Here is a 22,968-nt window from a genome sequence, read left to right as displayed (position 1 = left end):
TCATCGCTTTTATTTTGTCCTTCTTCATACTACGAGGAGAAGTTGACCCAGCAAGATAAACCTTCCAATCGATACTTTTCCGCTCATTCCCGAGCTATTTCTAAAAATCCCAGTATCATGCGTCCGTTGCAGACGCATCACGATTCTTGCTAAAATGCTTGATTCAGCTGGCGCGGCCAAGGAGCCGTAACAACGAAAGAGAGGTAGGGCTTTCGTCGTTTCAGGTGTTTTGATCACCTGTAATCCTCGATTCTCATGACAACCAAAAACAACGACACGCTGATGAGGCGTTTTTTTTGTGCCTTTTTTTGGGTAATGCTGAAAGAAGGGGGTGACGACATGCCATGGAACGAAAAGGATTATCCAGAGTCATTCAAGAATTTTGATCCGCCACTTCGGAAAAAAGCGATTGAGATTGCGAACGCTCTGTTAGAAGAAGGGTATGAAGAAGGACGCGCGATCCCGATTGCGACGTCGCAAGCTGAAAAATGGTACGAAAGTCACAAAGACGAACAATAAAAAGTTGTAAGCGATACCATTCCTTTCATTTACGAAGGATGGTATCTTTTTTTACGAAAAATATACACTATTGAGAATATAATCTGATATTATAAAGAAGTGTCAGAAAATTCAATAGGGGGTCTCATCATGAAATACGGCAGTACGTTTGGAAAGTGGGCATTGGCCGGAGTATTAACAGCAGGAATCCTTCCACAAGCGGGTCTTGTCGGGGCAGAAGGCGAAGGCGTCATCTTGTCTGAATACATAGAAGGAACAAGCAACAACAAGGCAATCGAGCTATACAATGGGTCGGGGCAAATCATTGACTTAGCAGACTATACACTCGTTCAGTATACGAATGGTGGACCGTCAGAAGCGAAAATCACACTATCAGGGAAAGTGGATCCAGGGAAGACGTTCGTCATCGCGAACTCGAGTGCGAATGCAGATATTAAAGCAAAAGCACAATTGACGACGGGATCATTGAACTTCAACGGGAATGATCCGATTGCATTGAAAAAGGGTGATGTCGTTCTTGATATCATCGGGCCACTCGGTTCATCGACGGATTTCGCAAAAGATACGACACTTGTCCGGAAATCAGGCGTCACATCGGGTGCTAAAACGTACGAACCATCACAGTGGACGAGCTTCCCGGTTGATACACTGACGAATCTCGGCAGTCATCAGACAGAAGCGGGCGACGTTCTCGCGGCACCTACAGCTTCTCCGGTTGGTGAAGTGGAACGTGGAGATCAAGTAACGTTGTCAGGCGAAGGAACGATCCATTATACGGTTGATGGCACGACACCGACTGTCGACAGTCCAGTGTACACATCACCCATTACGATCAACGATGAAGTGACGATTCAAGCAGTTGCCGTCAAGGACGGTAAAACGTCAGCTGTTTCGACGTTTAAGTATTACATCGCACCACCGATCACGAAAATCAACAGCATCCAAGGTATTGCGCATACATCACCATATGCCGACCAGCTCGTCCGGACGACAGGTGTCGTCACGTATGTCGTCGATGCGAATAACTTCTACATGCAGGATCCGAATCCGGATAACGACAGCCGGACATCAGAAGGGATTCTCGTCTATGCAAAAAACCACGGTGCTGCTGTTGGACAAAAAGTCGCGACGACAGGATATGTCAAAGAGTGGTTGCTTGGCGGCTACAGCGATAAGTTCGATACAGACTTAGCAGTCACGGAAATCAGTACGGTCAATCTTGTGAAGGGTGCACTCAACGAAGGGTTACCAGCGAGTATTGTTCTCGGTGATGAAGGTGTCTTGATTCCGACACAAGTCGTTGATAACGACTCGTTCGCTCAGTTTGACCCAGAAGAAGATGCGATTGATTTGTATGAAAGCTTAGAAGGCATGCGTGTCGCTTTACCGAATGCAATCGTCACAGGTCCGCAAGCAAACCGGACGATTCCAGTTCGGACGCAGACTGCGGATAAGGTCTATACGAAACGCGGAACTCCAATCTTGACGAAGGACAACGTCAACCCGGAACGTCTCTTCGTTGAGATGGGTAGCTCGTCGTTCCGTGCGAAAGCTGGTGATACGTTCGACGGAACGATCGAAGGGGTCATGAGCTACAACTATTCGGCGTATAAAGTACTTTCAAAAGCAGCGGACCTTCCGAAACTCGTTGCGCGTGAAGCAGATCGTCAGCCGACGAACATCGAAACGGGTGAATCACGCCTGACTGTCGCTTCGTACAACGTCGAGAACTTCGCCTCAACAGCAGACGCTGGAAAAGTCGATCGTGTCTCAGAAGGTATTGCGACATTCCTCAAGACACCGGACATCGTCGGTTTGACAGAGATGCAGGATAACGATGGTGCGACGGATAGCGGTACAGTTGATGCTTCGAAATCATTTGAGACATTAATTGCAGCGATCGAAGCGAAAACAGGTGTCCGGTATGCGTACACAGACATCGCACCAGAAGATAAGAAAGACGGTGGACAGCCAGGCGGAAACATCCGTGTCGGATTCCTCTACAATCCAGCACGTGTATCGCTCGCACCAGGTGAAAAAGGTAGCGCGACAGAAGCCGTTGCGGTGGAAGAAGGTAAGTTAACGAAAAACCCAGGTCGTATCCAGCCGACGGATCCGAACTTCGCGAGTTCACGGAAACCACTCGTCGCAGAATTCCTCTTTAACGGTGATTCGTACCATGTCATCGTCAACCACTTCAACTCAAAAGGTGGCGACGGAGCTGACTTCGGTAAAAACCAACCGGTCGTGCGTAAAAGTGAAGTCCAGCGTCATGCGATTGCGAACATCGTTCAGGACTTCGTCTCTGAATTGAAGACGGAAGTCAAAGACTCGAACGTCGTCGTTCTCGGTGACTTGAACGACTTCCAGTTCTCGAAAACACTTGATATCTTAAAAGGTGATAACTTGTGGAACACAGTCGACGATCTGCCGGAATCAGAGCGGTACTCGTATGTCTATAACGGAAACGCTCAAGTGCTCGACCATATCTTGATCTCGAATAACTTGAAATCGTATACGTCGTCGGATATCGTCAACATCAACTCAGAGTATATGGAAGCAGACGGTAGCGCGAGTGATCACGATCCAGCGATCATCTCGATTCAAGGTGCAGAGACGGCCGTACCTGTCAAAGGAAAAGCAGAAGTCGGCATCTGGCGTGCTGTTCAAAAAGGAAAACATATCTTCATTGAACGGAAACTAGGGCGCAACTGGGATAAAGCAAGTGAAACACATGCAGACCAACAAGGTGAGTTGCTTGCACTCCGTGTTTCGCAAGGGCGTCCATACATTCAAGTCAAAACGATCAAAGGAAAAACGGTTTGGCTTGAACTGTCGAACAAGTATAAGTTGAAAGAAACAACAAAATATCAATAAAATTAAAAAGCGGACTTAGCGGTCCGCTTTTTTGCGTGCTGGAATTAAAAGCGAAAGAAGTGAGAGGGTGCTGATAGAGAGCGTCGAAATTAAAGCAATCGGTAGAGGAATGACGCGGAACATATACGTGAAGTGGATCAAGATTAAAAAAAGGATGATAGCAAGACCAGGAATGAATTTCTTAGAGAGAAGCATACCTGATCCGGGTACGAGCAACTCGAAACCGAGCCGTTGATTCAGGCGGACATCTTCGTGTGCATTCGCTAAACTAAACGATACGGTCAAGACGACAAGAATCATCCAGCCGGAAAATAAGTATTGTTGAATCGGTAAAAAAGCAATGGATTCATAAATGAAATACAGTAAAACCATAGGTCAACTCCTTCATATCATCTTGTTATTTGGAAAAGCATTGAAAGTTTGGCTTACGAATTCTAATGATACCGAGTCGATAATCGGAGAGCAATCAAAATTCGCTGAGAATGAAATAAAAGAATGTTCGCACATTTCAACAATAGGGGAAGATAGTTTAGAATGTATATTAAATTCTTTCAAGAATCGTTTAAACAAAAGCTTTTTTGAAATGGGAGCGTTCTCACGAAATATGTCGGATTTGTGGACGAAAGATGTGATTTAGACAAATGAGAGCCGATGACTGTTCGAAGGAATGATTTTCTTTTAAAATAAAGGTAATGAAGTAGAAGGAGGCGAAACGAGGACATGAAAAAATGGTTGATCATCGGAGTAGCAGCAGTAGCCTTTTTCGGCTACGAAAACATTCCAATGGAACAAGCAGAAGCCGATTACCCGAAAAGCGGCGGCAAGCTGATTGATCGATATAGCAGTGAGTACCCGGGATACGACTGGGAAGTCAGACGGACATCAACGGAGGAATTCGTCGCCTTGACGAAAGATGGTAAGGACTACGGGAAGTATCGTTTCAAGAACGGGGTGACGACGCAAGGTGCCGTTCTTAATAAAGATACGGAATCGTCGCTGAAGAAAAAGGGTTGGACCGCAGTGAAGTCCTACCGTAAAGGCAACACAAACTACATGTTGAACCTGGATCATGCCGCGGTCTATGAGAAGAAAGGCAATTACGTGACGTACTTCTTCGATCAGCATGACGGCAATAAGGTCAAAGCGACGCTTGCGATTCCAAAAGACGTCGAAGCGAAGAAAAAAGGCTTCTATGGTACGGCTTCGAATGCGTTACGAACGACAGATGAGAAACTGATGCTTCGGTTGATGAACTGGGAACGGGTTGACTATAAGTTGAATCCGTTAGCACCGTACACGGCACTGAAGCCGGTCACACGCGGTCACAGCGAGAACATGGCGAAGAATAATTTCTTCTCGCATACAGATCCACAAGGTCGCGATCCGTTCGATCGAATGGAACAAGGCGGTATCAAGTTCATGGGAGCCGGTGAGAATCTCTCGATGGGTTATCCGAATGTCTTTGCGGCGCATTGGGGCTTGATGAACTCAAAAGGACACCGCGATAACATCCTTCAAAAGAGCTTCAAGCAGGCGGATGTCGGTGTAGCATTCCGAGATGATTCACCGTACTTCACGATTAATTTCCGAACACCTTAATAGAAGAATGGAGGACGATATCGCTCGATGTCGTCCTCTTTTTTATGAGTTAGTTCATTCTATAATACAGGTAGGAGGTGGAACAGTTGGAAATACGTCAATTGACGGCAGAAGATGCAGTACTGTATAAGGCGTTACGATTAGAGGCGTTGCAGAATCATCCGGAAGCATTCGGTTCTGATTATGAAGCAGAAAAAGATCGACCGGTCGAACAGTACGCAACGCGTCTCAAAAGTGAACAGGTATCGACGTTCGGTGCGTTTCATGAAGGAGAACTCGTCGGTGTCGTCACCATCGTCTGTTTAGAGCCAGTGAAGATGAAACATCGGGCGAATCTATTTGCGATGTACGTCACGCCACGCACTCGAAAGCAACAGGTCGGACGACAACTCGTACAAGAGGCATTACGTCGTACATTAAAGCAGCGTCCTGTGATTGAGCAAGTCCATCTCTCGGTCGTCCGGACGAATGAAGCTGCTAAAGCGTTATATCGCTCACTTGGTTTTGAATCATACGCGATTGAACCACGGGCGCTGAAAATCGATGATATGTATCATGATGAAGAACAGATGTGGTATCGGTTTTAACACAAAACGACCGACATTCAAGGAGAGGTAATCTCATTGAATGTCGGTCGTTTTTTGAATCAATTTGCCCATTCAGGCTTGCTGAAGCCTTTAAATGATTTTTCGATGACTGTATTGAAGGCGTCCGATTCGACGGCTGCTTTTAAGTCTTTTGCGACTTGTTTGTCCGCATCTTTCGTTTGGACAGCGACGAGGTTACGGTATTGTTCGTCCATCGTCTCAAGCGCTAACGCATCGAGTAAGTCGAATTTCGCAGCAAGCGCGAAGTTCCCTGGAACAGCTGAGATATCGACACTTTCGACAGCACGTGGCAATTGAGCCGCTTCGAGTGGTTTGATGACGAGTTTCTTCGGATTCTTGACGATATCTTTCTCGGAAACGGTCAGTGGATCGACATCCGGCTTAAGTTCAATCCAGCCTTGTTCTGCCAAGAGGTTCAGTGCTCGTGCTTGGTTCGTCGGATCATTCGGCGTCGCGACTTCAGCACCGGTCTTGACGTCGTCGAGTGTCTTCGCTGTCTTGCTGTATAGTCCCATCGGTGCTGTCGGGACCGTGATGAGTCCTTTTAAATCGAGGTTCTTTTCTTTAGAAAACGTCTTGAGATAGATCGAGTGTTGGAACAAGTTGGCGTCGATGTTTCCGCTACCGAGGGCGATGTTCGGTTGGATGTAATCGCTGAACTCGACGATTTCGACTTTATAGCCTTTCTTTTCGAGTTGTGGCTGGATCGCTTGTTTGACCATGTCGCTATACGGACCACTCGTCGCACCAATCTTGATCGTCTTGTCTTTTTCATCAGCACTGCTGTCTCCACATCCCGCGAGGACTCCTGCACCGAGTAAGGCTGTTGCTAAAAAGGCATATCGTTTTTTCATGATTCCACTCTCCCTTTGTATGTATGATTAGCGTTTATCTGTTTTTCGCGCCAGTTGATTGCCAAGTGCTTGAATACTTTGAACGATAACGATGAGCACGACGATCGTCACGATCATGATGAGATTATCGTAGCGATAGTAACCGAAACGGATCGCGAGGTCACCAACACCACCGCCGCCGACGATACCAGCCATCGCCGAGAAGCCGATCAGACTGATCGTCGTTAATGTGATGCCTTGAATGATGCCGGGAAGTGCTTCCGGTAAAAGGACGCTGACGATGATTCGTAATGGTTTTGCCCCGCACGCTTCCGCTGCTTCAATCAAACCGGGCGGAATCTCACGTAGTGATGTTTCGACGAGTCGCGCGAGAAACGGAATCGCTGCGACACTGAGGCTGACGGATGCTGCCGTCGGACCAATCGTATTGTCGAGCAAGAACTTCGTTAACGGAATGAGGGCAACTAGCAAGATGATGAACGGTAGCGACCGGACGATGTTGACGACGAAATCAAGAACACGTCGGACGGCAAGGTTTTGAAAAAATAATCCGCGGTCGGTGACGAACAAGAGAATCCCGAGCGGAATCCCGACGACCAATGCGAAGGCGAGTGAAATTCCGACCATCCATGCTGTCTCGCCGAGTGCCTTCAAGAGCTCAGGTAACATCGTTTGAATACGATCAAGCCACATCCTGAATCACCTCGAGTGCGTGAAGTTCCGTCGCGAGCCAGTCGAGGGCAGGAGCGATTTGGTCGGATGATCCCGTCAAGCTGACAATCAGGACACCGAAGGCGACGTCTTGAATGTAGTCGACCTTGCCGTGCAAGATGCTGACTGAGATATCGTAACGGCGGATTGCTTCTGATAACGTACTCTCGCCGGTCTTCTCGCCTGTGAACTGCAAGCGGATGATTTTTCCCGGTGTCGCTTGTAAGATGCGTTCCGGTAGCTCGATTTGTAACGCCGTGTCGACATAATGTTGCGTCACCGGATGTTTGGCTTGGCTGAACAAGTCATAGGTAGAGGCGACTTCGACGACTTCCCCTTGCGACATGACGGCGACACGATGACAAATCTGTTTGACGACATCGATTTCATGCGTGATGAGGACGATCGTCAATCCGAGTCGTTCATTCAAATCTTTTAACAAATCAAGAATCTGAAGCGTCGTGACCGGGTCAAGAGCTGATGTCGCTTCATCACATAACAAAACGGTCGGATTGTTTGCGAGTGCCCGGGCAATCCCAACGCGCTGTTTCTGCCCACCGCTTAATTGACTCGGGAAGTTCGTCTCAAATCCTTCAAGTCCGACGAGCGAGACGAGTTCGCGAATGCGCTCCGGGAAATCTGCTCGTTTGACGCCAGCAGCCTTGAGTGCAAAAGCGATGTTATCCGCGACGTTGCGCGACTGGATCAATTGGAAATGTTGAAAAATCATCCCTGTCCGCAAACGAAGTTGACGTAAGTCCGCTTTTGACATCCCGCCGAGCGAGACACCGTCGACCTTGACGGTTCCTTGTGTCGGGTGCTCGAGCCCGTTGATCAGGCGAAGCAATGTACTTTTACCGGCACCGGATTCACCGATGATCCCGAAGATTTCTCCTTTTTGAATCGTCAAATCAACATCTCGTAATGCGAAAATCGGAGTCCGGTCTCGGACGAACCGTTTTGTAATCTGTTTGAATTCAATCATCCGCTCATCTCCTTGTACAAAAAAAGTCGCTTTTTCCTAGTAGCAGAGCAACCAGAAAAAAGCGACGAAAGTGTAAGATTTCGTAACTTATCTCTCAGAATGAAATCCATTCTGTAGGATGTGGCACCGTTCCTGATAGGTGGTTGCCGGACGTCGTTGGGCCTAATCCCTCGGTCGCTCTCGATAAGTAGTTATGCTGTTGGGATTTACTTTAACGGAAATGATTCCCATCTGTCAAATATTTTTTTTGAATTATTCCGCAACAGGTGTCCGGAATAGGTTGAGCGTTCCGATTCGGTCGACGGCCTCTTCCAATCGTTCGACATCAGCAATCAGACTGATCCGGACGTAGCCTTCACCGTATTCGCCGAAGAATGATCCAGGCGTCACGGCGACATGTGCTTCGTCAAGCAGATGATCGGTGAAGCTCTGGGACGTGTAACCTTCAGGAACAGGCAGCCAGACGAAGAAGGAACCGCCCGGACGTGGTCCACTCCAACCGATCGCATCAAGTTTTGCGAACAATGCATCACGTCGTGTTTCATACAAGCTACTTAACTCACGGACACATGTCTGGTCACTCGTCAGAGCGACGGTCGCAGCATGTTGAATCGGTGTGAAGGCACTGACGTAAAGATGTTCCTGATACGTCTCGATGCTTGAGATGACGGACGAATTTCCGATTGCGAAGGCAATCCGGAAGCCTGACATGTTGAAGCGTTTTGAGAGTGAGAATAGCTCGATCCCGACGTCTTTTGCACCTTCCGTTTGCAGGAAACTTCGCGTCGGACCATCGAAACTGATGCCGCCGTATGCTAAGTCATGGACGACACAGATATCATGGGCATCGGCGAAAGCGACTGTCTGTTCGAAGGCTTCTGCCGTCGCCGTAGCGCCTGTCGGATTACTCGGGTAGTTGAGGAACAACATCCGGGCACGCTCGACATCCGTCGTATCAAGTAAGTCGTAATCGGGTAAGAAACCGTTTTTCTCGAGCAACGGAAGCGTAATCGGGAATGCGCCAGCAAGTGCGGCGCCAGACAGGTAATCCGGGTATCCTGGATCGGGGACGATGACACCTTCTCCAGGGTTGACGATCGTCTGCGGTAAGGCGACGATTCCGGCTTTACTGCCGAGGAGAATCGCGACTTCCGTTGCCGGATCGATCGTGACGCCGAATTCAGTCGCATAAAAGCTGGCGACGGCTTGTTTTAGAAAATCATGGCCACGAAACGGTGGATATTGAAGGTTCGTTGGCTCGTCGATGGCTTGTTTTAACGCATCGAGAATATGTACGGGCGTCGTTTGATCGGGTGTTCCTTGACCAAGTGTGATGACATCGTGTCCGGCAGCTTTTACAGCACCGATTCGGTTTGCGAGCTCAGCGAAAACGGGAGCAGGAAGCCGATCAATGGCGATGGATGGAGCGAAATGTTTCATGGATGAATGCCTCCTTCGTGGTATTGTCGTCAAGGATAACGAATATTCAGTCAAAAGAAAAGAACTTTTTCGAAATTCAAAAAAATTGTCGGATAAACAGGTACAGATAAGTGGAGCGGGAATAAAGAGTAGGGAGAGGAGTGAGGAGATGAAGCGAGCTAACTGGAAAGAGGCGGTCGTCTATCAAGTCTACTGGCGTAGCTTTAAAGATTCGAACGGGGATGGGATCGGTGATTTGCGAGGTGTCATCGACAAGCTTGATTACATCGCTTCACTAGGTGTCGATGTCGTCTGGTTGAATCCATGTTATCGTTCACCGGACGTCGATAACGGTTATGATATTGCCGATTATTACGGGATCATGGAAAAAGCCGGAACGATGGGAGATCTACAGGAGTTGATCACGACCGCTCATGCCCGTGGATTGAAGGTCATTCTCGATTTAGTCGTGAACCATACAAGTGACCAGCATGACTGGTTCCGTCAGTCGCGGGAGCGGATCAACGATAAGGAAGACTGGTATATCTGGCAGGATGGCACGAAAGATACGCCTCCAAACAATTGGCGCTCCTACTTTGCGCCAAGCCCGTGGACGTGGAGTGAAGAGCGCGGGCAGTATTATTTTCATTCCTTCGCAAAAGAACAGCCAGACTTAAACTGGGAGCACCCAGCTGTGAGGCAAGCGATCTACGATATGATGAACTGGTGGATCGCTCAAGGGATTGACGGCTTCCGGATGGATGTCATCAACTTGATCAAAAAACGGTCGTTCGAGGATGTCGCCAATCCGTTTGATCTATCGTACCTTGGAAATCAGCCAGGCGTGCATGACTTCCTGCAGGAGATGCATGCGAACGTCCTTGCGGGAAAAGATTTATTCACAGTCGGTGAGATTCCGTTCGTTGGTCCGGAAGACGGTCTGTTATATGTCAGTGAAGAACGAGAAGAACTTCGGACGCTGTTTCACTTCGAAATCGCGGACGACATGGAGGCAATGGATCTCTTACGATTCAAGGAAATTCAGAAACGCTGGTACGACGTCTTATACCCACTAGGTGTCAATTCACAGTTCCTCAACAACCATGATCATACGCGACAAGTGACGCGATTCGGCAGTGAACGGTACCGGGTCGAGAGTGCGAAATTACTCGGTTTGATGTTGCATACGTTACCTGGCATTCCGTACGTGTACCAAGGAGAAGAAATCGGCATGACGGGGATTCGTTTCTCAGATCCATCGCTCTATCAAGACGTCGCCTTTCGCAATCGATACGAAGAACGCGTTGCTGGTGGAGAGGACCCGGAGGTCGTACTCTCATCGATGCAGTTACTCGCCCGCGATAACTCCCGCACGCCGATGCAGTGGGACGACACGCATGAAGCCGGTTTTACGAGTGGGAAACCATGGTTAGCGGTCAATCCGAATTATACAGACATCAATGTCGCGCAGGCAGAAGCCGATCCATCGTCCGTGCTTGCTTTTTACCGATCGTTGATTCAGATGCGAAAGGATCATCCGATTATGGTCTACGGTACGTACCGAGACTTAGCACTCCATGATCCATATCTCTATATCTATGAGCGGGAACTAGAGGGAGAGGTCTGGCGGATCGTCCTCAACGTGCATGATGAACCGATGCAGACTGCCCTCGTTTTACCACATGAAAAATTGCTCGTATCAAACTATCCGGATAGCCCGGATATCTTGCGTCCCTATGAAGCACGCGTCTACCGTTATACTGTTACAGAACAGAAGTGAGTCGTCTGTTGAACGAAAAAACATCCGCGACATATCAGGAACACGTTCGCGGATGTTTTTCATATGCGTATATTATTTGAAAGGTGATGATTTTTTCGTCTGTAAGACCTGAGTGAATCGATCGACGGCTTGTCGCATCTCGTAACTCGGTCCGAGAATGAGGGGACCGTGTCCGACGGCAAGAATATCTGGAGACAGTTCCGTCAGTTGATCAGCTGAGCGAAGGGCAACGTCCGGATCCCATGTCGCGAGTGCGGGGAACGGGAATTGCCAACGGACATCACCGGAGACGGCAAGTCCACCTTGCGTCTGAAAAGCATCTCCAGCGATCAAGGTCCGGCTTCCTTCATGCCAAAGCGAGATTGAGCCAGGTGTATGGCCGGGTGAGGCGATGACACTGAGACTACCGACTTGTTGACCACTCTCGAGTAATCGATCCGGTCGCGTTTTGATGTTTTTCGGAATGCCCCCTTTTAAGGGTGTCGTTTCACCTTCTCGTAGCGTCTCATCCCCGCTGAGCAATGCAGCATCTCGGTAACTGATACAGACTTCAGCGAGTGGGAAGGCGTTCGCCAGGAAATCAAGTGAGCCGACATGATCGGCGTGCGCATGAGTCAGGATGATTGCACCGAGTGGTTTCTCTTGCTGTCGAATGTAGTGATAGAGCGCCTTTGCGTTGATTCCGAGTCCGGCATCAATCAATGTTAAACTGTCTACTTCTTCAAACAGGTAGCAGTTGACCGGGAAAAAGGATGGGGTCGTCTGCAATTGGTGTAAACGTTCGATTGTCGTGACACGCATCGGCTTCACTCCTTCAAAAAATGAATAGTCTTCTTCTTTAGTATCGTCTGTTTTTTTAGATGCGTCTAGACGAATTGTGTGGAAAAAGAGGCATCACCTCTAAAAAGATGATCCCTCCTCTACGAATTATTCAAATGTTACGGCGAAGACGGCACCAGCGTGTGGTGCATCATCTCCATTAGCAGCGGTCGTGACGAGCAATCGATCTTCATAGAAAATCGGACACGTCGGATTTGCGACTGGGAAGTCGACATGATCCAATTTTTCGCCTGTCGCAAGATCCCACCGGGTGATGCATGATCCAGCATAATGTGCGATCCAAGCGTGACCTTCCGCGTCCTTCGTCATACCATCCGGGAACCCTTCTTCCTCTTCAAGGTCAACGGCGACACGCTTATTCGAAAGTGGTGCGTCTGGAGCGTAGTCAAAGGCATAGACTTTTTTCGTCGGTGTATCGATGTGATAGAGCGTCTTGCCATCTTCTGACCAGACGAGTCCATTCGAGTTCGTTAAGTCTTCGTGCAAGACATCGATGGAACCATCGTGACGCAGACGGAACAATCCAGCGGTCTTGCCGTCTTCTTCATTAATGCTACCGGCAACATATTGTCCGGTCGGATCAAGCTTTCCGTCGTTCATTCGGTCGGAATCGGGTAACGACAGTTGATGCTCAAGAGACAAGTGTCCTTCTTTGAGATCAAACGTTCCGAATCCGTGTTCAGCCGTGACACGTAATAAATCCGGTGCATCGGTCAAGGCAATCGATGTGATGGCGCTTGGTAACGTATACGGTTTGAGCGCTTCTGTGACGAGGTCATATGAAAAAAGAAGTTGATTCGGAATATCAACGAAATAAAAGCGCTTTGTTTTTGCGTCGTAAACAGGAGATTCGCCTGTCTTACATGCGACATCAATGAATAGGGAAACGGTCATAAGTACTCTTCCTCCTAAGTGGACACCTTTTACGAGCAGTCCAGATAATAACAATTTAGTATACCTGTTTTGACGCGCAATCAAACCTGGATCAAACAGCTGGTATACTAAATAAACGTCTAAAAAAAATAGCCTGCTATCAAAGCAGACTATCCTACGAGCGTTATATCAGCGGCTCTTAACGAGCAAGTTGACCGCTTCCTTGACGAGTTCCTCGGTTTGTCCATCGCCATTTTGTTCGGCGTCCTTGACGCACTCAATTAGATTCGAACTGACGACGACGCCGATCGTCCGGTCAATCGCGGAACGGGCAGCGGAAAGCTGGGTGATGACATCGCGGCAATCTTGCCCTTCTTCCATCATCCGTAAAATGCCTCGTAGCTGTCCTTCGATCCGACTAACACGGTTCTTCATCTTCCGATCATAATCCATTATTATTCCTCCGATTCCCGTTGACCTGACGTCATGTAGTATCTTTATGCTATGCCCATTACGGTATCGCTGTCAATTCAACAGAATTTTAAGCTATATTTTTGATAGAATGAGGGAATATGGATGTGGTGAAGTTTTTTACTTAGAAATTTGATAAAATCGAAAACGATTTGGTGTCAGCTTGCGTATACTATATGATAAGGCTGACATCAGAAGGAGGAGAAGGATGCACACTCAATCCGATGAATCGCTTTATCATCTGATGCGTAGCGGTGATGAGCAAGCTCTCGAGACATTGTACGATAAGTACGAGAGGCTGTTGTTCTCATTCGCCCATCGCTTTACGAATAATGACCGGTTGTCCGAAGAAGTCATACAAGAAGTATGGATGAAGATTTGGAATGGTCGTGTTGATTTTGATACACAAAAAGGAAAGTTTTCATCGTGGATTTTAACGATTACACGTAACGCGGCACTTGATTGTCTCCGTCGCGAAAAACGACAACCGACAATCGAAGTCGAGGAGCGCGATGGTGGATATGACGAGCCGGTCGAGCGGACGGTCATGCAGCGGGAAACGGCTGCTGAAGTGCGCGGGGCGGTTAGTGAACTGAAACCCGAACAGCAAGAGCTGATTGAACTCGTTTACTTCCAGGGTATGACGCAGCAACAGATTTCAGAGCAGCTCGATTTACCTCTTGGAACGGTCAAGACGCGAATCAGGAGCGCGATTCAAGCATTACGAAAACGAATGGATGGGAGGGAACGAGATGGAAGAACGTTGTCATGACTTAATCGATTATTTCAATGGAACATTATCCGCAGCAGATCGCGACGCGTTCGAAGCGCATCTTGCGACGTGCGAAGAATGTCGTGAAGCGCTTTTAGAAATGGAAGAACTCATGCTTCCCATCGCTGAATCGCTTCCGGAGCGACCCGTTCCTGCAGGTATGAAAGCACGGATTCTTGGAGAAGTCCTTGGTTCAGCAGAGACAGCATCTCCGAAGGAAGCACCGATGACTACTCCGGTAGACATCAAACAAGCACGTCAGCAACAAACGAAGAAAAAGAGTGTCCCACTCGGCTGGTTGATGAGTATCGCCGCCGCCTTGATTCTCTCACTTGGTGCGAATGCCTACTTCCTCTCACAGGAAGAAAGTACGGATACACCTGAGACGTTAGCGATGGATGAAATCAAAGGGATGGGGAACTTCGAAAGCACAGAGTCCATCAAAGGATCGAGCATGATTTTCACACAAAACGATAAATCGTACATGCTGGTTCAGTTAAAAGATTTACCACCCCTTCAAGAAGGGCAACTTTATCAGTTATGGACGATCGAAGGCGAAACACCTACTGCGAACGGTGTCATCGAAAAAGATGGAGAAGCAGCAGCTGTCTTCCCACTTAAAGGAGACGGCAAAGTGGACGCGGTCGCCATTACGGTTGAACCCGAACCGGATTTAGAAAAACCGACAGGCGAAATCGTCGCATCGGTTGCGTTATAAGAATGAAGTTTAGCGGATCCGTCTCGTACGGATTCGCTTTTTTTTGTGCAAGGTGCTGAATGGAATAAGTAAATACGCGTTGAAATGATAAGAAATCGAATGAATTTCTAATTTTTACTGAAGAAATGAGACCGAGCAGACGATAGTTAGGAGAATGACAATCCACAAAGAGAGGCCTCATACAATGAATGAATGGATTATCTTAACGAAACATTACGAAGTGACATTGGTCGTGTTGTCGGTGCTTGTTGCCATCATTGGATCATACGGCTCACTAGAGTTAAATCGGCGTCTGGCGAAGGCCACTGCCTTAAAGAAGCGTGCTTTGTTTCTATCGTCGTTAACGATGGGATTATCGATCTGGGGAATGCATTTCGTCGGGATGGGCGCGTTCGCGCTGTCGGTTACGGTTCGCTATGATTGGTTTTTAATGTTCTTGTCCGTCATTCCCGCCATTTTGGCTGCTTTCATTGCCTTCCATCTGTTGTATTCGTCGGTGATTACACGCAAGAAAGTCATTTTAGCGGGAGGACTGATGGGGGGCGGAATCGCCATGATGCATTATCTCGGGATGATGGCAATGGAGTTCGGCGGAACCGTCCGGTATGAGACAAGCTTATTTCTCTTATCGGTCTTGATTGCTGTCACGGTCGCCTATATCGCCTTGCTACTGCTTCATCGTTTGCGACATGTCGATAAGAAACGCATTCTGATTCCCATCGCGATCGTGATGGGGTTTGCCATCTCGTCGATGCATTATGTCGGGATGCTTGGCACCTCGTTTTGTATTCCATCTACTAATGCCGGAATCATCGGGGATACTCCGATCACGTCGAATATCTTGAGCGAAGTCGCGATTCCCGTCTTCTTGATCGTCATCTTGATTGCAGGTCTTTATATTCATCTTGAACGTCGAGCACTGCAAATGATGGCGTATACCGATCATTTGACGGGGCTGCATAATCGCCGGTGGCTCGATCATCATATGGCGAAGGTCGATACCCATTATGGTCGATCGAAACAGGAAATGGCGATGGCATTACTTGATCTGGATGGATACAAATGGGTCAATGATACATTCGGTTTTGATAAGGGTGATGCCGTCATCCGCCAGTTCGCGGAGCGGATGCTACGGACGCTAAAGGAAGATGAAGCATGTATCCGTTACAATGGTACGCAGTTCTTCCTGATCAAACGTGTCTCGCAGGAAGATATGACAGAGGTATTCGAACAGATTTTAGAGGACGTGCGTCAACCGATCGACCTCGAAGATCAGGCAGTCCATCTGACAGCGACGATGGGCGTCATCTTACCAAATACGAAGGAATCGCTTGAGATGCGGATTGGTCAGATGGAGAGTGCGTTACGTGCTGGAAAAAACGAGGGGCGCGACCGCTTCATCGTGTATGATGAAACGCTACACTCGGATCGCAGAGAGCAATTGATCGTCGGTTCGTTACGCCGAGCGATGACGGACTTCAAGGAGTTCGCCCTCGTTTACCAACCGAAAATCGCACTCGCTACAGGAAAGGTCGATCAAGCAGAAGTCTTGATTCGCTGGAATCATCCGAAGTTCGGTTTCATCTCACCGGCAGAGTTCATCCCGCTGGCTGAGAAATATAGTCTGATTCATCGTTTAACGGAGTGGGTACTAAAAGAGACCGTCGCACAGATGGAAATTTGGAAGAAGGAAGATTATTTCATTCGCCAAGTCTCTGTCAACTTATCCGCGATGCACTTCCGGTCCGAGTCGCACAACGTAATGATCAAAGAAATCGTTCACCATTCCTTAAAGAATGGAAGTGAATTGCAACTACAGCTCGAAATCACGGAAACGTCCGTCATGGAGAACCTCGACCGAGCGATGACGATGCTTGGTGAATTGAAACAACTTAGTTTGACGATTGCACTTGACGACTTTGGAACCGGTCTATCGTCGCTAACGCACCTGAAGCATCTTCCGATTGATATCCTGAAGATCGACAAGTCGTTCATCGATGAAGTACCGCATGATGAACGAGGAACGGCGATTACGGAAATGATCATCCAACTCGCGAAAAGTCTTGGGATCGAAGTCGTCGCGGAAGGTGTCGAGACACTTGAGCAGCATCTTTTCTTGAAACGCCTCGGTTGCGATTATGGTCAAGGCTACTATTACAGTAGACCGATGCACGTCAAGGATCTAAACCAGCGGACGATTGAAGAAACGGTTCTAAATGTCGGATGAGGCAATCCAAACACGACTTTCGTTCGTATACTAGATAAGCATGCGAGGACGATGCATGCGACGTCTGGGGGGACGCAAAGCGCTGGGTTTCACCAGCTCGTGCACGATGCAGACAGACATCCAGTACATTTAACTATACTCAGGCAATCCAGCTTTCAACGCAGCAACTGTCTGTTCGAACACAAACAAAGGCAACTTCCACGACGGAAGTTGCCTTTTTCATCTGTGCTTATGAACGAACCGTCAGCACACAGCCTGTCTGATCCGTCACGAGCACATTCGTATTGAAGTATTGTCCATCACTTTTTAAGATGAGGGATTTTTTCTCTGCGTTGTAATCGAGTTTCATTTCTTGATCGAGGAAATGGCTCGACCACCGTTTGACGAGAACGGGACCAACGTTCGAGTCGATCGTCATGTCTTCCGGTGTCGCTTCATCGACGATACGAATACTGAAAATACCAGAGTTTCCGCAACCGCAACCCTCTGTATCGTAATAGAGGTGCAGTTGACCGGATACTTCACCGCGTAATTGGCGGATCCGCTCCTGAGCAGATGGTGTAAATGTGATGTTCATGGTCATTCACTCCTTTACCTTAGTATACGCCGTTTGTAGCGGAAAAGAACGTCACTTGCTCACGCTGACCTGGCGGCGCATCCGGACGAGAAGGAAGATGTAACCGGCTAATAATAAGACGACACTACCGAGAACCGTCGTATCGACGAGACCGTTATCGGACTCGAAATTGATCGCGATGTATGCCCAGACGAAGACGAGCGGATAAATCGGATCACGGTTAGCGAACATGAAGAGAAGCGCGATGATGACTCCGACGACAAGTATGATCATCGTCCAACCCGCATCTCCGATTCCGAGCCAAGATGTCACACCTTCTGCGTTAATCGTCAGGAAGATATCAGCAATCGTTGCGACCGATACCCAGCCGAGATACAGCGAGAAGGGTAACTTGAAGCGTAACCCTTTCGTCTCACGATCAATTTTTGAGTAGATGACGATCAATGATAGCAATAGACCGACGATGACGACGACCGAGACAACGAACAGTTCAAACGTGAACGAGACGATCCAACCCGCGTTGAACAGACAGCTGATTAAGAACCATGGTCCGATTTTTTTCGCGAGTTCGTGTTCCTTGAATTTCGGAATCGATTGTAAAATCAACCAGATGAGTAATACCGCATAAATCAATCCCCAAATCGAGAATGCATATCCAGCAGGTTTGAACAATGTGATGATCGAGTCGGAAATCCGTCCCGTCTTTCCTCCATCGAGAGCGTTCACGGCAATCGTGAAGATGAAGCCGACCCAGTTGAGCCAAATCCATTTATTATTTTTCAAACAAAAAACCTCCTTTATTCTCTAAAGAAGGTTTACCCAAAAATCATTTTCATTAGTCATCAAGGTCGGCGCGTCGGGTTCAAAAAGGACATACCAATAGCTGGATTCCCCGTATGCGAACCGAGAACCGGTGTTAAGTCATCAATGCGGACACGCACATCGTACTTCGATTCGAGGCGTTGTTTCCATTCGAGTGCCAGTTCATACGCTGTCGCATGGAATAAAGAAATATCGGTCACTTGCCCCTGTTCAATAATCGCGACGAGATGATCAAAAATTTTCGAATGGGCTTTCTTGAATGTCCGGACGGTTTGATAAGGAACGATCTTTCCTTCTTCAAAGTGGAATAACGGGCGAAGCTGCAACAAGTTACCGACGAATGCCTTCGTCGAAGAAATGCGTCCACCTGCTTGTAATTGATCGAGGTTCGCAACCGTGAATTCAATGTGGTGATCGAAACGACGCTCGAGAATGATCTGTTCGACGGATTCGATCGAGTGCCCCGCTTCGACGAGTTCAATTGCTTCTGCCAGAAGTTGACCGGCTGGGTAAATGCCACAGCGGGAATCGATTGCAATCAGACGAAAACCAGCAATCTCTGCCCCTTGAACGGAAGCGCTGTACGTTCCGCTCAGTTCACTCGATAAGTGAACAGCAAAACCGACATCATATTCTTCTTTCAACCGTTCATAATGCTCGGTGAAACTTCCGATCGAAGGTTGGCTCGTTGTTACCTTATGTTTTGCATCAATCCAGCTGTAGACAGTCTCCGCATCAACATCGACACCATCGATGAAACTTTCTCCATCCTTCATGACGAGTAAAGGGACAACCGAAAGATCATCGCGCCGAGCAATCGTATCCGGTAAAATCGTTGTACTATCAGTGATCCAAGCGATCCGCATAACAAGTTCCTCCTTAAATTAGTACCTGATATTAATTGTAGGTGTAAGCGTTCTCGCTGTCAAATGAACATTAAAAAATATTGAACGTTTTAGTTGATTAAATAATGAAATACGCTATAATCGGTACGTGATTAGTAAACTTTTAGTCATCTTATACTAAACTAAGCCGATGAGAGGAGGACGTCGATTGTACTCAATCGGACAAAAAATCAAGAACCTCCGTCTTCAAAAGGGATTGACGCAAGAGGAACTAGGGGAAAGAACAGACCTGAGTAAAGGATATATCTCGCAACTCGAACGGGAAATCAGTTCCCCGTCGATCGAGACGTTGTTTCATCTCCTTGAGGTCCTTGGCATCTCCCCGAAGGATTTCTTTGATGAGGACACACTCAATCAAAAAGTCGTCTATGGGGAAGAGGATGTCACGACGTATGCCGATGAGGAGCAAGGGTATCATGTCACATGGCTCATTCCAGAATCGAACGAAAAAGAGATGGAACCGGTCTTGCTGACACTCGCACCAGATGGAGCATTTAAGACATATGAACCGTCGGGTGCTGAAACATTCGTCTACGTGTTGGCAGGAAGCGTCACGCTGACGCTTGGTCATCAGTCTTTTGTAGCGAATCAAGGGGAGACACTTTACTATAAGGCTTCAGAAATTCATCAATTACGCAATGAGTCGACACAAGAGGCGAAGGTCCTCGTGACTGCGACTGACTCATACTTATAAAGGAGGAACTAGATTGGCAGATACTACGATCATTCAATTCAAGGACGTTACGAAACGATACGACGATCAGACCGTCCTCGACCAAGTTAGCTTTGAAATCGAACGCGGGAAGTTCTATACGTTACTCGGACCATCGGGTTGTGGGAAAACGACGATCTTACGACTGATTGCTGGCTTTTCGGAAGCGACAGAAGGAGACATCATCTTCAATGGAAAACGGATCAACGATGTACCGGCGAACAAACGTCAAGTCAACACTGTTTTCCAAGACTATGCACTCTTCCCGCACTTGAACGTTTTCGAGAACATCGCCTTTGGTCTTCGGATCAAGAAGGTGAAAGAAGCAGAAATCGCTAAACGTGTGACGGATGCATTGAAGTTCGTCAACTTGTCTGGTTATGAGAAACGAGAAATCACCGAGATGTCAGGTGGACAGCGGCAACGTGTCGCGATTGCCCGGGCGATCGTCAATGAGCCGGAAGTCATCCTGCTTGATGAACCACTCTCAGCACTCGATTTAAAACTACGGACGGAGATGCAGTATGAGCTCCGCGACTTACAACGTCGCCTAGGGATCACGTTCATCTTCGTCACGCACGACCAGGAAGAAGCACTCGCGATGTCGGATGAGATTTTCGTCCTCAACCACGGTGTCATCCAACAATCGGGTACGCCGACAGATATCTATGACGAACCGATCAACCGCTTCGTCGCTGATTTCATCGGTGAGTCGAACATCATTCCAGGCCGAATGGTGGAAGATTGCCGAGTCTGGTTCGCAGAAAAGGAATTCGAATGTGTCGACCGTGGTCTTGAACTAAACGAACCGGTCGAGATCGTCATCCGTCCGGAGGATCTTGAAATCACGAACGTGACACAAGGGAAACTACAAGTCACCGTCGATTCGCAACTCTTCCGTGGCGTGCACTATGAGATCGCTTGTATGGATGAAGTCGGTAACGAATGGCTCGTCCACAGTACGAAAAAAGCGACGGTGGGTGAGCAAATCGGACTGACATTTGATCCAGAAGCGATTCACGTCATGCGACTGAATGAGACAGAGGAAGAATTTGATAAGCGTCTGGAATCTTACGACGGGGTGTTATGATGCAAAAAACACGTAACTGGTATCTCATTCCGTATCTATTCTGGATTGCCTTGTTTGTCATTGCACCAATCGTACTCGTCGTCTACTATTCGTTCCTTGATTTGGATGGCAACTTCTCATTTGAGAACTACCAGAACTTCTTTACGTCGACATATTTGACGATGACACTCAGCTCGTTCTGGTATGCGTTTTTGATCACGGTGTTTTCGCTCTTGATCGGTTATCCAACCGCTTACTTGTTGACGAAAACGAAGCATAAACAGCTGTGGCTATTGCTGATCATCTTGCCGACGTGGATCAACTTGTTGCTGAAAGCTTATGCCTTCATCGGATTGTTCAGTACGTATGGTCTCGCGAACCAAACGCTTGAAGCGATTGGGATCGGGCGACAACAGATTCTCTTTACCGACTTCAGTTTTGTTTTCGTATCGGTCTATATCTTCATTCCGTTCATGATCCTACCGATCTTCAACGCGATCGAAAAATTGAGTCCGTCACTCGTCTTCGCTGCACGTGACCTTGGGGCATCGAACTTCACGACGTTCCGCCGTGTCGTCTTCCCGTTGACGCTTGATGGTGTGAAATCGGGCTGTCAGCTCGTCTTCATTCCGGCATTATCGCTGTTCATGATTACGCGTCTGATTGCCGGGAACCGCGTCATCACGCTCGGTACAGCGATTGAACAGCAGTTCCTCGTAACGCAAAACTGGGGTATGGGAGCGACGATTGCCGTCTTCCTCATCATCGCGATGGCAATCATCCTTGCGTTAACGAGCACGAAACGGAAGAAAGGAGCGACGACTTGATGAAACGTCTGAAACTAGCAAATCTTTATTTAATCGGTGTCTTCATCATTTTGTATGCTCCGATTTTCTACTTGGCATTCTATTCGTTTAATAGTGCTGATAACATGACGAACTTCGATTCGTTCACGTGGGATTGGTACAAGGAAGTCTTCCAAGACTCACGCTTGTTGATCATCGTCTTGAACACACTCGTCATCGCCTTGTTATCCGCAGCGATCTCGACGATTCTTGGCGTGTTCGGAGCGATCGGAATTCAAGCCGTGCGCAAGAAGCGAGTCGAGACGTCATTACTAACACTGAACAGCATCTTGATCGTCAGTCCGGATGTCATCATCGGGGCATCGTTCTTGATTTTCTTCACGCTACTTGGCATCCAGCTCGGGTTTACGTCGGTCTTACTGTCACACATCGCATTTTCGGTACCGATCGTCGTCATTCTCGTCCTGCCGAAGTTGCAGGAGATGAGTCCGACGCTCGTTGATGCAGCGCGTGACTTAGGTGCAAGCCGTTGGGACGTTCTGACGAAAGTCATCCTGCCGTACATTACACCAGGTATCTTTGCCGGCTTCTTCACGGCATTGACGTACTCACTTGATGATTTTGCGGTGACGTTCTTTGTGACAGGAAATGGCTTTACGACATTATCTGTAGAAATCTACTCTCTTGCCCGTCAAGGAATTTCGATGAAGATCAACGCCTTGTCGACTGTCATCTTCTTGTTTACGTTCTTACTCGTCATCGGCTACTACTTCTTGAACCAACGAGTTGCTACGAAGCTTTCGCGACCGGAGGTGAAATGACCG

23 protein-coding genes and 1 riboswitch are annotated in these 22,968 nt (G+C 47.9%); of the genes, 12 read left to right on the top strand and 11 right to left on the bottom strand.

Going from position 1 to position 22,968, the window contains the following annotated elements; all coding sequences use genetic code 11:
* Positions 1–339: 339 nt before the first annotated feature.
* Both ESP131_RS16060 and ESP131_RS16055 read left to right on the top strand, forming a co-directional pair.
* Complete coding sequence (locus ESP131_RS16060) at positions 340–519, top strand: DUF2188 domain-containing protein (protein WP_029342607.1); 180 nt, start codon at positions 340–342, stop codon at positions 517–519.
* Between the two features lie 129 nt (positions 520–648).
* On the top strand, positions 649–3,396 hold the full coding sequence (locus ESP131_RS16055; RefSeq protein WP_069940961.1) for a chitobiase/beta-hexosaminidase C-terminal domain-containing protein: 2,748 nt from the start codon (positions 649–651) through the stop codon (positions 3,394–3,396).
* A 15-nt stretch (positions 3,397–3,411) separates the two neighbouring features.
* Here the strand turns inward: ESP131_RS16055 and ESP131_RS16050 are convergent, their stop codons facing one another.
* On the bottom strand, positions 3,412–3,768 hold the full coding sequence (locus ESP131_RS16050; RefSeq protein ID WP_029342605.1) for a hypothetical protein: 357 nt from the start codon (positions 3,766–3,768) through the stop codon (positions 3,412–3,414).
* Positions 3,769–4,116: 348 nt separating this feature from the next.
* Here ESP131_RS16050 and ESP131_RS16040 point away from each other — a divergent pair, with 348 nt between their 5' ends.
* Positions 4,117–4,995, top strand: coding sequence for a CAP domain-containing protein (locus ESP131_RS16040; protein WP_047392992.1), 879 nt, complete (start codon positions 4,117–4,119; stop codon positions 4,993–4,995).
* A gap of 86 nt (positions 4,996–5,081) precedes the next feature.
* The gene (locus tag ESP131_RS16035; RefSeq protein ID WP_047392995.1) at positions 5,082–5,582 is read left to right on the top strand and encodes a GNAT family N-acetyltransferase; all 501 of its coding nucleotides are present in this window, start codon (positions 5,082–5,084) and stop codon (positions 5,580–5,582) included.
* Between the two features lie 59 nt (positions 5,583–5,641).
* On the opposite strand, the gene ESP131_RS16030 is transcribed toward ESP131_RS16035, so the two are convergent.
* The 4 genes from ESP131_RS16030 to ESP131_RS16015 all read right to left on the bottom strand — a co-directional run bounded on the left by ESP131_RS16030 (position 5,642) and on the right by ESP131_RS16015 (position 9,593).
* Positions 5,642–6,457, bottom strand: coding sequence for a MetQ/NlpA family ABC transporter substrate-binding protein (locus tag ESP131_RS16030; RefSeq protein ID WP_029342601.1), 816 nt, complete (start codon positions 6,455–6,457; stop codon positions 5,642–5,644).
* Between the two features lie 27 nt (positions 6,458–6,484).
* Positions 6,485–7,150, bottom strand: a complete 666-nt coding sequence (locus ESP131_RS16025) for a methionine ABC transporter permease (RefSeq protein WP_023469366.1) — start codon at positions 7,148–7,150, stop codon at positions 6,485–6,487.
* The gene (locus ESP131_RS16020; protein ID WP_029342600.1) at positions 7,140–8,153 is read right to left on the bottom strand and encodes a methionine ABC transporter ATP-binding protein; all 1,014 of its coding nucleotides are present in this window, start codon (positions 8,151–8,153) and stop codon (positions 7,140–7,142) included. The genes ESP131_RS16025 and ESP131_RS16020 overlap by 11 nt, the downstream gene beginning before the upstream one ends.
* A gap of 84 nt (positions 8,154–8,237) precedes the next feature.
* Positions 8,238–8,343, bottom strand: a riboswitch (SAM riboswitch).
* Positions 8,344–8,405: 62 nt separating this feature from the next.
* A complete protein-coding gene (locus tag ESP131_RS16015; protein ID WP_069940960.1) occupies positions 8,406–9,593 on the bottom strand; it encodes an aminotransferase class I/II-fold pyridoxal phosphate-dependent enzyme in 1,188 nt (395 codons plus the stop codon).
* 148 nt (positions 9,594–9,741) lie between these two features.
* On the opposite strand from ESP131_RS16015, the gene ESP131_RS16010 reads away from it, so the two are divergent.
* Positions 9,742–11,352, top strand: a complete 1,611-nt coding sequence (locus ESP131_RS16010) for an alpha-glucosidase (RefSeq protein ID WP_069940959.1) — start codon at positions 9,742–9,744, stop codon at positions 11,350–11,352.
* Positions 11,353–11,424: 72 nt separating this feature from the next.
* On the opposite strand, the gene ESP131_RS16005 is transcribed toward ESP131_RS16010, so the two are convergent.
* The 3 genes from ESP131_RS16005 to ESP131_RS15995 form a co-directional block, all read right to left on the bottom strand.
* Positions 11,425–12,153 carry an MBL fold metallo-hydrolase gene (locus tag ESP131_RS16005; protein ID WP_029342598.1) on the bottom strand — a complete coding sequence of 243 codons (729 nt, stop codon included), beginning with the start codon at positions 12,151–12,153 and terminating at the stop codon, positions 11,425–11,427.
* 126 nt (positions 12,154–12,279) lie between these two features.
* Positions 12,280–13,086, bottom strand: a complete 807-nt coding sequence (locus ESP131_RS16000; RefSeq protein ID WP_029342597.1) for an SMP-30/gluconolactonase/LRE family protein — start codon at positions 13,084–13,086, stop codon at positions 12,280–12,282.
* Positions 13,087–13,254: 168 nt separating this feature from the next.
* Positions 13,255–13,518, bottom strand: a complete 264-nt coding sequence (locus ESP131_RS15995) for a metal-sensitive transcriptional regulator (protein ID WP_023469359.1) — start codon at positions 13,516–13,518, stop codon at positions 13,255–13,257.
* Positions 13,519–13,744: 226 nt separating this feature from the next.
* Here ESP131_RS15995 and ESP131_RS15990 point away from each other — a divergent pair, with 226 nt between their 5' ends.
* The 3 genes from ESP131_RS15990 to ESP131_RS15980 all read left to right on the top strand — a co-directional run bounded on the left by ESP131_RS15990 (position 13,745) and on the right by ESP131_RS15980 (position 17,253).
* The gene (locus tag ESP131_RS15990) at positions 13,745–14,308 is read left to right on the top strand and encodes an RNA polymerase sigma factor (protein WP_029342596.1); all 564 of its coding nucleotides are present in this window, start codon (positions 13,745–13,747) and stop codon (positions 14,306–14,308) included.
* Positions 14,289–15,026, top strand: a complete 738-nt coding sequence (locus tag ESP131_RS15985) for an anti-sigma factor (RefSeq protein ID WP_029342595.1) — start codon at positions 14,289–14,291, stop codon at positions 15,024–15,026. The genes ESP131_RS15990 and ESP131_RS15985 overlap by 20 nt, the downstream gene beginning before the upstream one ends.
* Positions 15,027–15,210: 184 nt before the next feature.
* Positions 15,211–17,253, top strand: coding sequence for a bifunctional diguanylate cyclase/phosphodiesterase (locus tag ESP131_RS15980; RefSeq protein ID WP_047393006.1), 2,043 nt, complete (start codon positions 15,211–15,213; stop codon positions 17,251–17,253).
* Positions 17,254–17,482: 229 nt separating this feature from the next.
* Here the strand turns inward: ESP131_RS15980 and ESP131_RS15975 are convergent, their stop codons facing one another.
* Genes ESP131_RS15975 through ESP131_RS15965 form a run of 3 tightly spaced genes read right to left on the bottom strand, consistent with a single transcriptional unit; the run spans position 17,483 to position 19,518 of the window.
* Positions 17,483–17,830: an iron-sulfur cluster biosynthesis family protein gene (locus ESP131_RS15975; protein WP_047393010.1), complete on the bottom strand. Its 348-nt coding sequence runs from the start codon at positions 17,828–17,830 to the stop codon at positions 17,483–17,485.
* A 51-nt stretch (positions 17,831–17,881) separates the two neighbouring features.
* Positions 17,882–18,613, bottom strand: coding sequence for a hypothetical protein (locus ESP131_RS15970; protein WP_029342592.1), 732 nt, complete (start codon positions 18,611–18,613; stop codon positions 17,882–17,884).
* Between the two features lie 59 nt (positions 18,614–18,672).
* Entirely contained in the window at positions 18,673–19,518 is an 846-nt protein-coding gene (locus ESP131_RS15965; RefSeq protein ID WP_069940958.1) for a DegV family protein, read from the bottom strand.
* A 187-nt stretch (positions 19,519–19,705) separates the two neighbouring features.
* Between ESP131_RS15965 and ESP131_RS15960 the strand changes: the two genes are divergently transcribed.
* From ESP131_RS15960 to ESP131_RS15945, 4 genes are read left to right on the top strand one after another with little or no spacing between them, the layout of a single operon-like run.
* Entirely contained in the window at positions 19,706–20,251 is a 546-nt protein-coding gene (locus ESP131_RS15960) for a helix-turn-helix domain-containing protein (protein ID WP_083254825.1), read from the top strand.
* 13 nt (positions 20,252–20,264) lie between these two features.
* Positions 20,265–21,359, top strand: a complete 1,095-nt coding sequence (locus ESP131_RS15955; protein ID WP_047393023.1) for an ABC transporter ATP-binding protein — start codon at positions 20,265–20,267, stop codon at positions 21,357–21,359.
* Positions 21,356–22,165, top strand: a complete 810-nt coding sequence (locus ESP131_RS15950; protein ID WP_047393027.1) for an ABC transporter permease — start codon at positions 21,356–21,358, stop codon at positions 22,163–22,165. Before ESP131_RS15955 ends, ESP131_RS15950 begins: the two co-directional genes overlap by 4 nt.
* Positions 22,165–22,965, top strand: a complete 801-nt coding sequence (locus ESP131_RS15945; protein WP_069940957.1) for an ABC transporter permease — start codon at positions 22,165–22,167, stop codon at positions 22,963–22,965. The genes ESP131_RS15950 and ESP131_RS15945 overlap by 1 nt, the downstream gene beginning before the upstream one ends.
* The last annotated feature ends 3 nt before the right edge of the window (positions 22,966–22,968 follow it).

This window comes from Exiguobacterium sp. U13-1 (assembly GCF_001750115.1).
Lineage (GTDB): Bacteria > Bacillota > Bacilli > Exiguobacteriales > Exiguobacteriaceae > Exiguobacterium_A > Exiguobacterium_A acetylicum.
Note: the sequence above shows the minus strand (reverse complement) of the source record. Positions and strands in the feature narration are given on the sequence as shown.

Bases quoted from the DNA above. Each gene is read 5' to 3' on its own strand.
- ESP131_RS16060 (WP_029342607.1), top strand. From the start codon at position 340: ATGCCATGGAACGAAAAGGATTATCCAGAGTCATTCAAGAATTTTGAT.
- ESP131_RS16055 (WP_069940961.1), top strand. From the start codon at position 649: ATGAAATACGGCAGTACGTTTGGAAAGTGGGCATTGGCCGGAGTATTA.
- ESP131_RS16050 (WP_029342605.1), bottom strand. From the start codon at position 3,768: ATGGTTTTACTGTATTTCATTTATGAATCCATTGCTTTTTTACCGATT.
- ESP131_RS16040 (WP_047392992.1), top strand. From the start codon at position 4,117: ATGAAAAAATGGTTGATCATCGGAGTAGCAGCAGTAGCCTTTTTCGGC.
- ESP131_RS16030 (WP_029342601.1), bottom strand. From the start codon at position 6,457: ATGAAAAAACGATATGCCTTTTTAGCAACAGCCTTACTCGGTGCAGGA.
- ESP131_RS16025 (WP_023469366.1), bottom strand. From the start codon at position 7,150: ATGTGGCTTGATCGTATTCAAACGATGTTACCTGAGCTCTTGAAGGCA.
- ESP131_RS16020 (WP_029342600.1), bottom strand. From the start codon at position 8,153: ATGATTGAATTCAAACAGATTACAAAACGGTTCGTCCGAGACCGGACT.
- ESP131_RS16015 (WP_069940960.1), bottom strand. From the start codon at position 9,593: ATGAAACATTTCGCTCCATCCATCGCCATTGATCGGCTTCCTGCTCCC.
- ESP131_RS16010 (WP_069940959.1), top strand. From the start codon at position 9,742: ATGAAGCGAGCTAACTGGAAAGAGGCGGTCGTCTATCAAGTCTACTGG.
- ESP131_RS16005 (WP_029342598.1), bottom strand. From the start codon at position 12,153: ATGCGTGTCACGACAATCGAACGTTTACACCAATTGCAGACGACCCCA.
- ESP131_RS16000 (WP_029342597.1), bottom strand. From the start codon at position 13,086: ATGACCGTTTCCCTATTCATTGATGTCGCATGTAAGACAGGCGAATCT.
- ESP131_RS15995 (WP_023469359.1), bottom strand. From the start codon at position 13,518: ATGGATTATGATCGGAAGATGAAGAACCGTGTTAGTCGGATCGAAGGA.
- ESP131_RS15990 (WP_029342596.1), top strand. From the start codon at position 13,745: ATGCACACTCAATCCGATGAATCGCTTTATCATCTGATGCGTAGCGGT.
- ESP131_RS15985 (WP_029342595.1), top strand. From the start codon at position 14,289: ATGGAAGAACGTTGTCATGACTTAATCGATTATTTCAATGGAACATTA.
- ESP131_RS15980 (WP_047393006.1), top strand. From the start codon at position 15,211: ATGAATGAATGGATTATCTTAACGAAACATTACGAAGTGACATTGGTC.
- ESP131_RS15975 (WP_047393010.1), bottom strand. From the start codon at position 17,830: ATGAACATCACATTTACACCATCTGCTCAGGAGCGGATCCGCCAATTA.
- ESP131_RS15965 (WP_069940958.1), bottom strand. From the start codon at position 19,518: ATGCGGATCGCTTGGATCACTGATAGTACAACGATTTTACCGGATACG.
- ESP131_RS15950 (WP_047393027.1), top strand. From the start codon at position 21,356: ATGATGCAAAAAACACGTAACTGGTATCTCATTCCGTATCTATTCTGG.
- ESP131_RS15945 (WP_069940957.1), top strand. From the start codon at position 22,165: ATGAAACGTCTGAAACTAGCAAATCTTTATTTAATCGGTGTCTTCATC.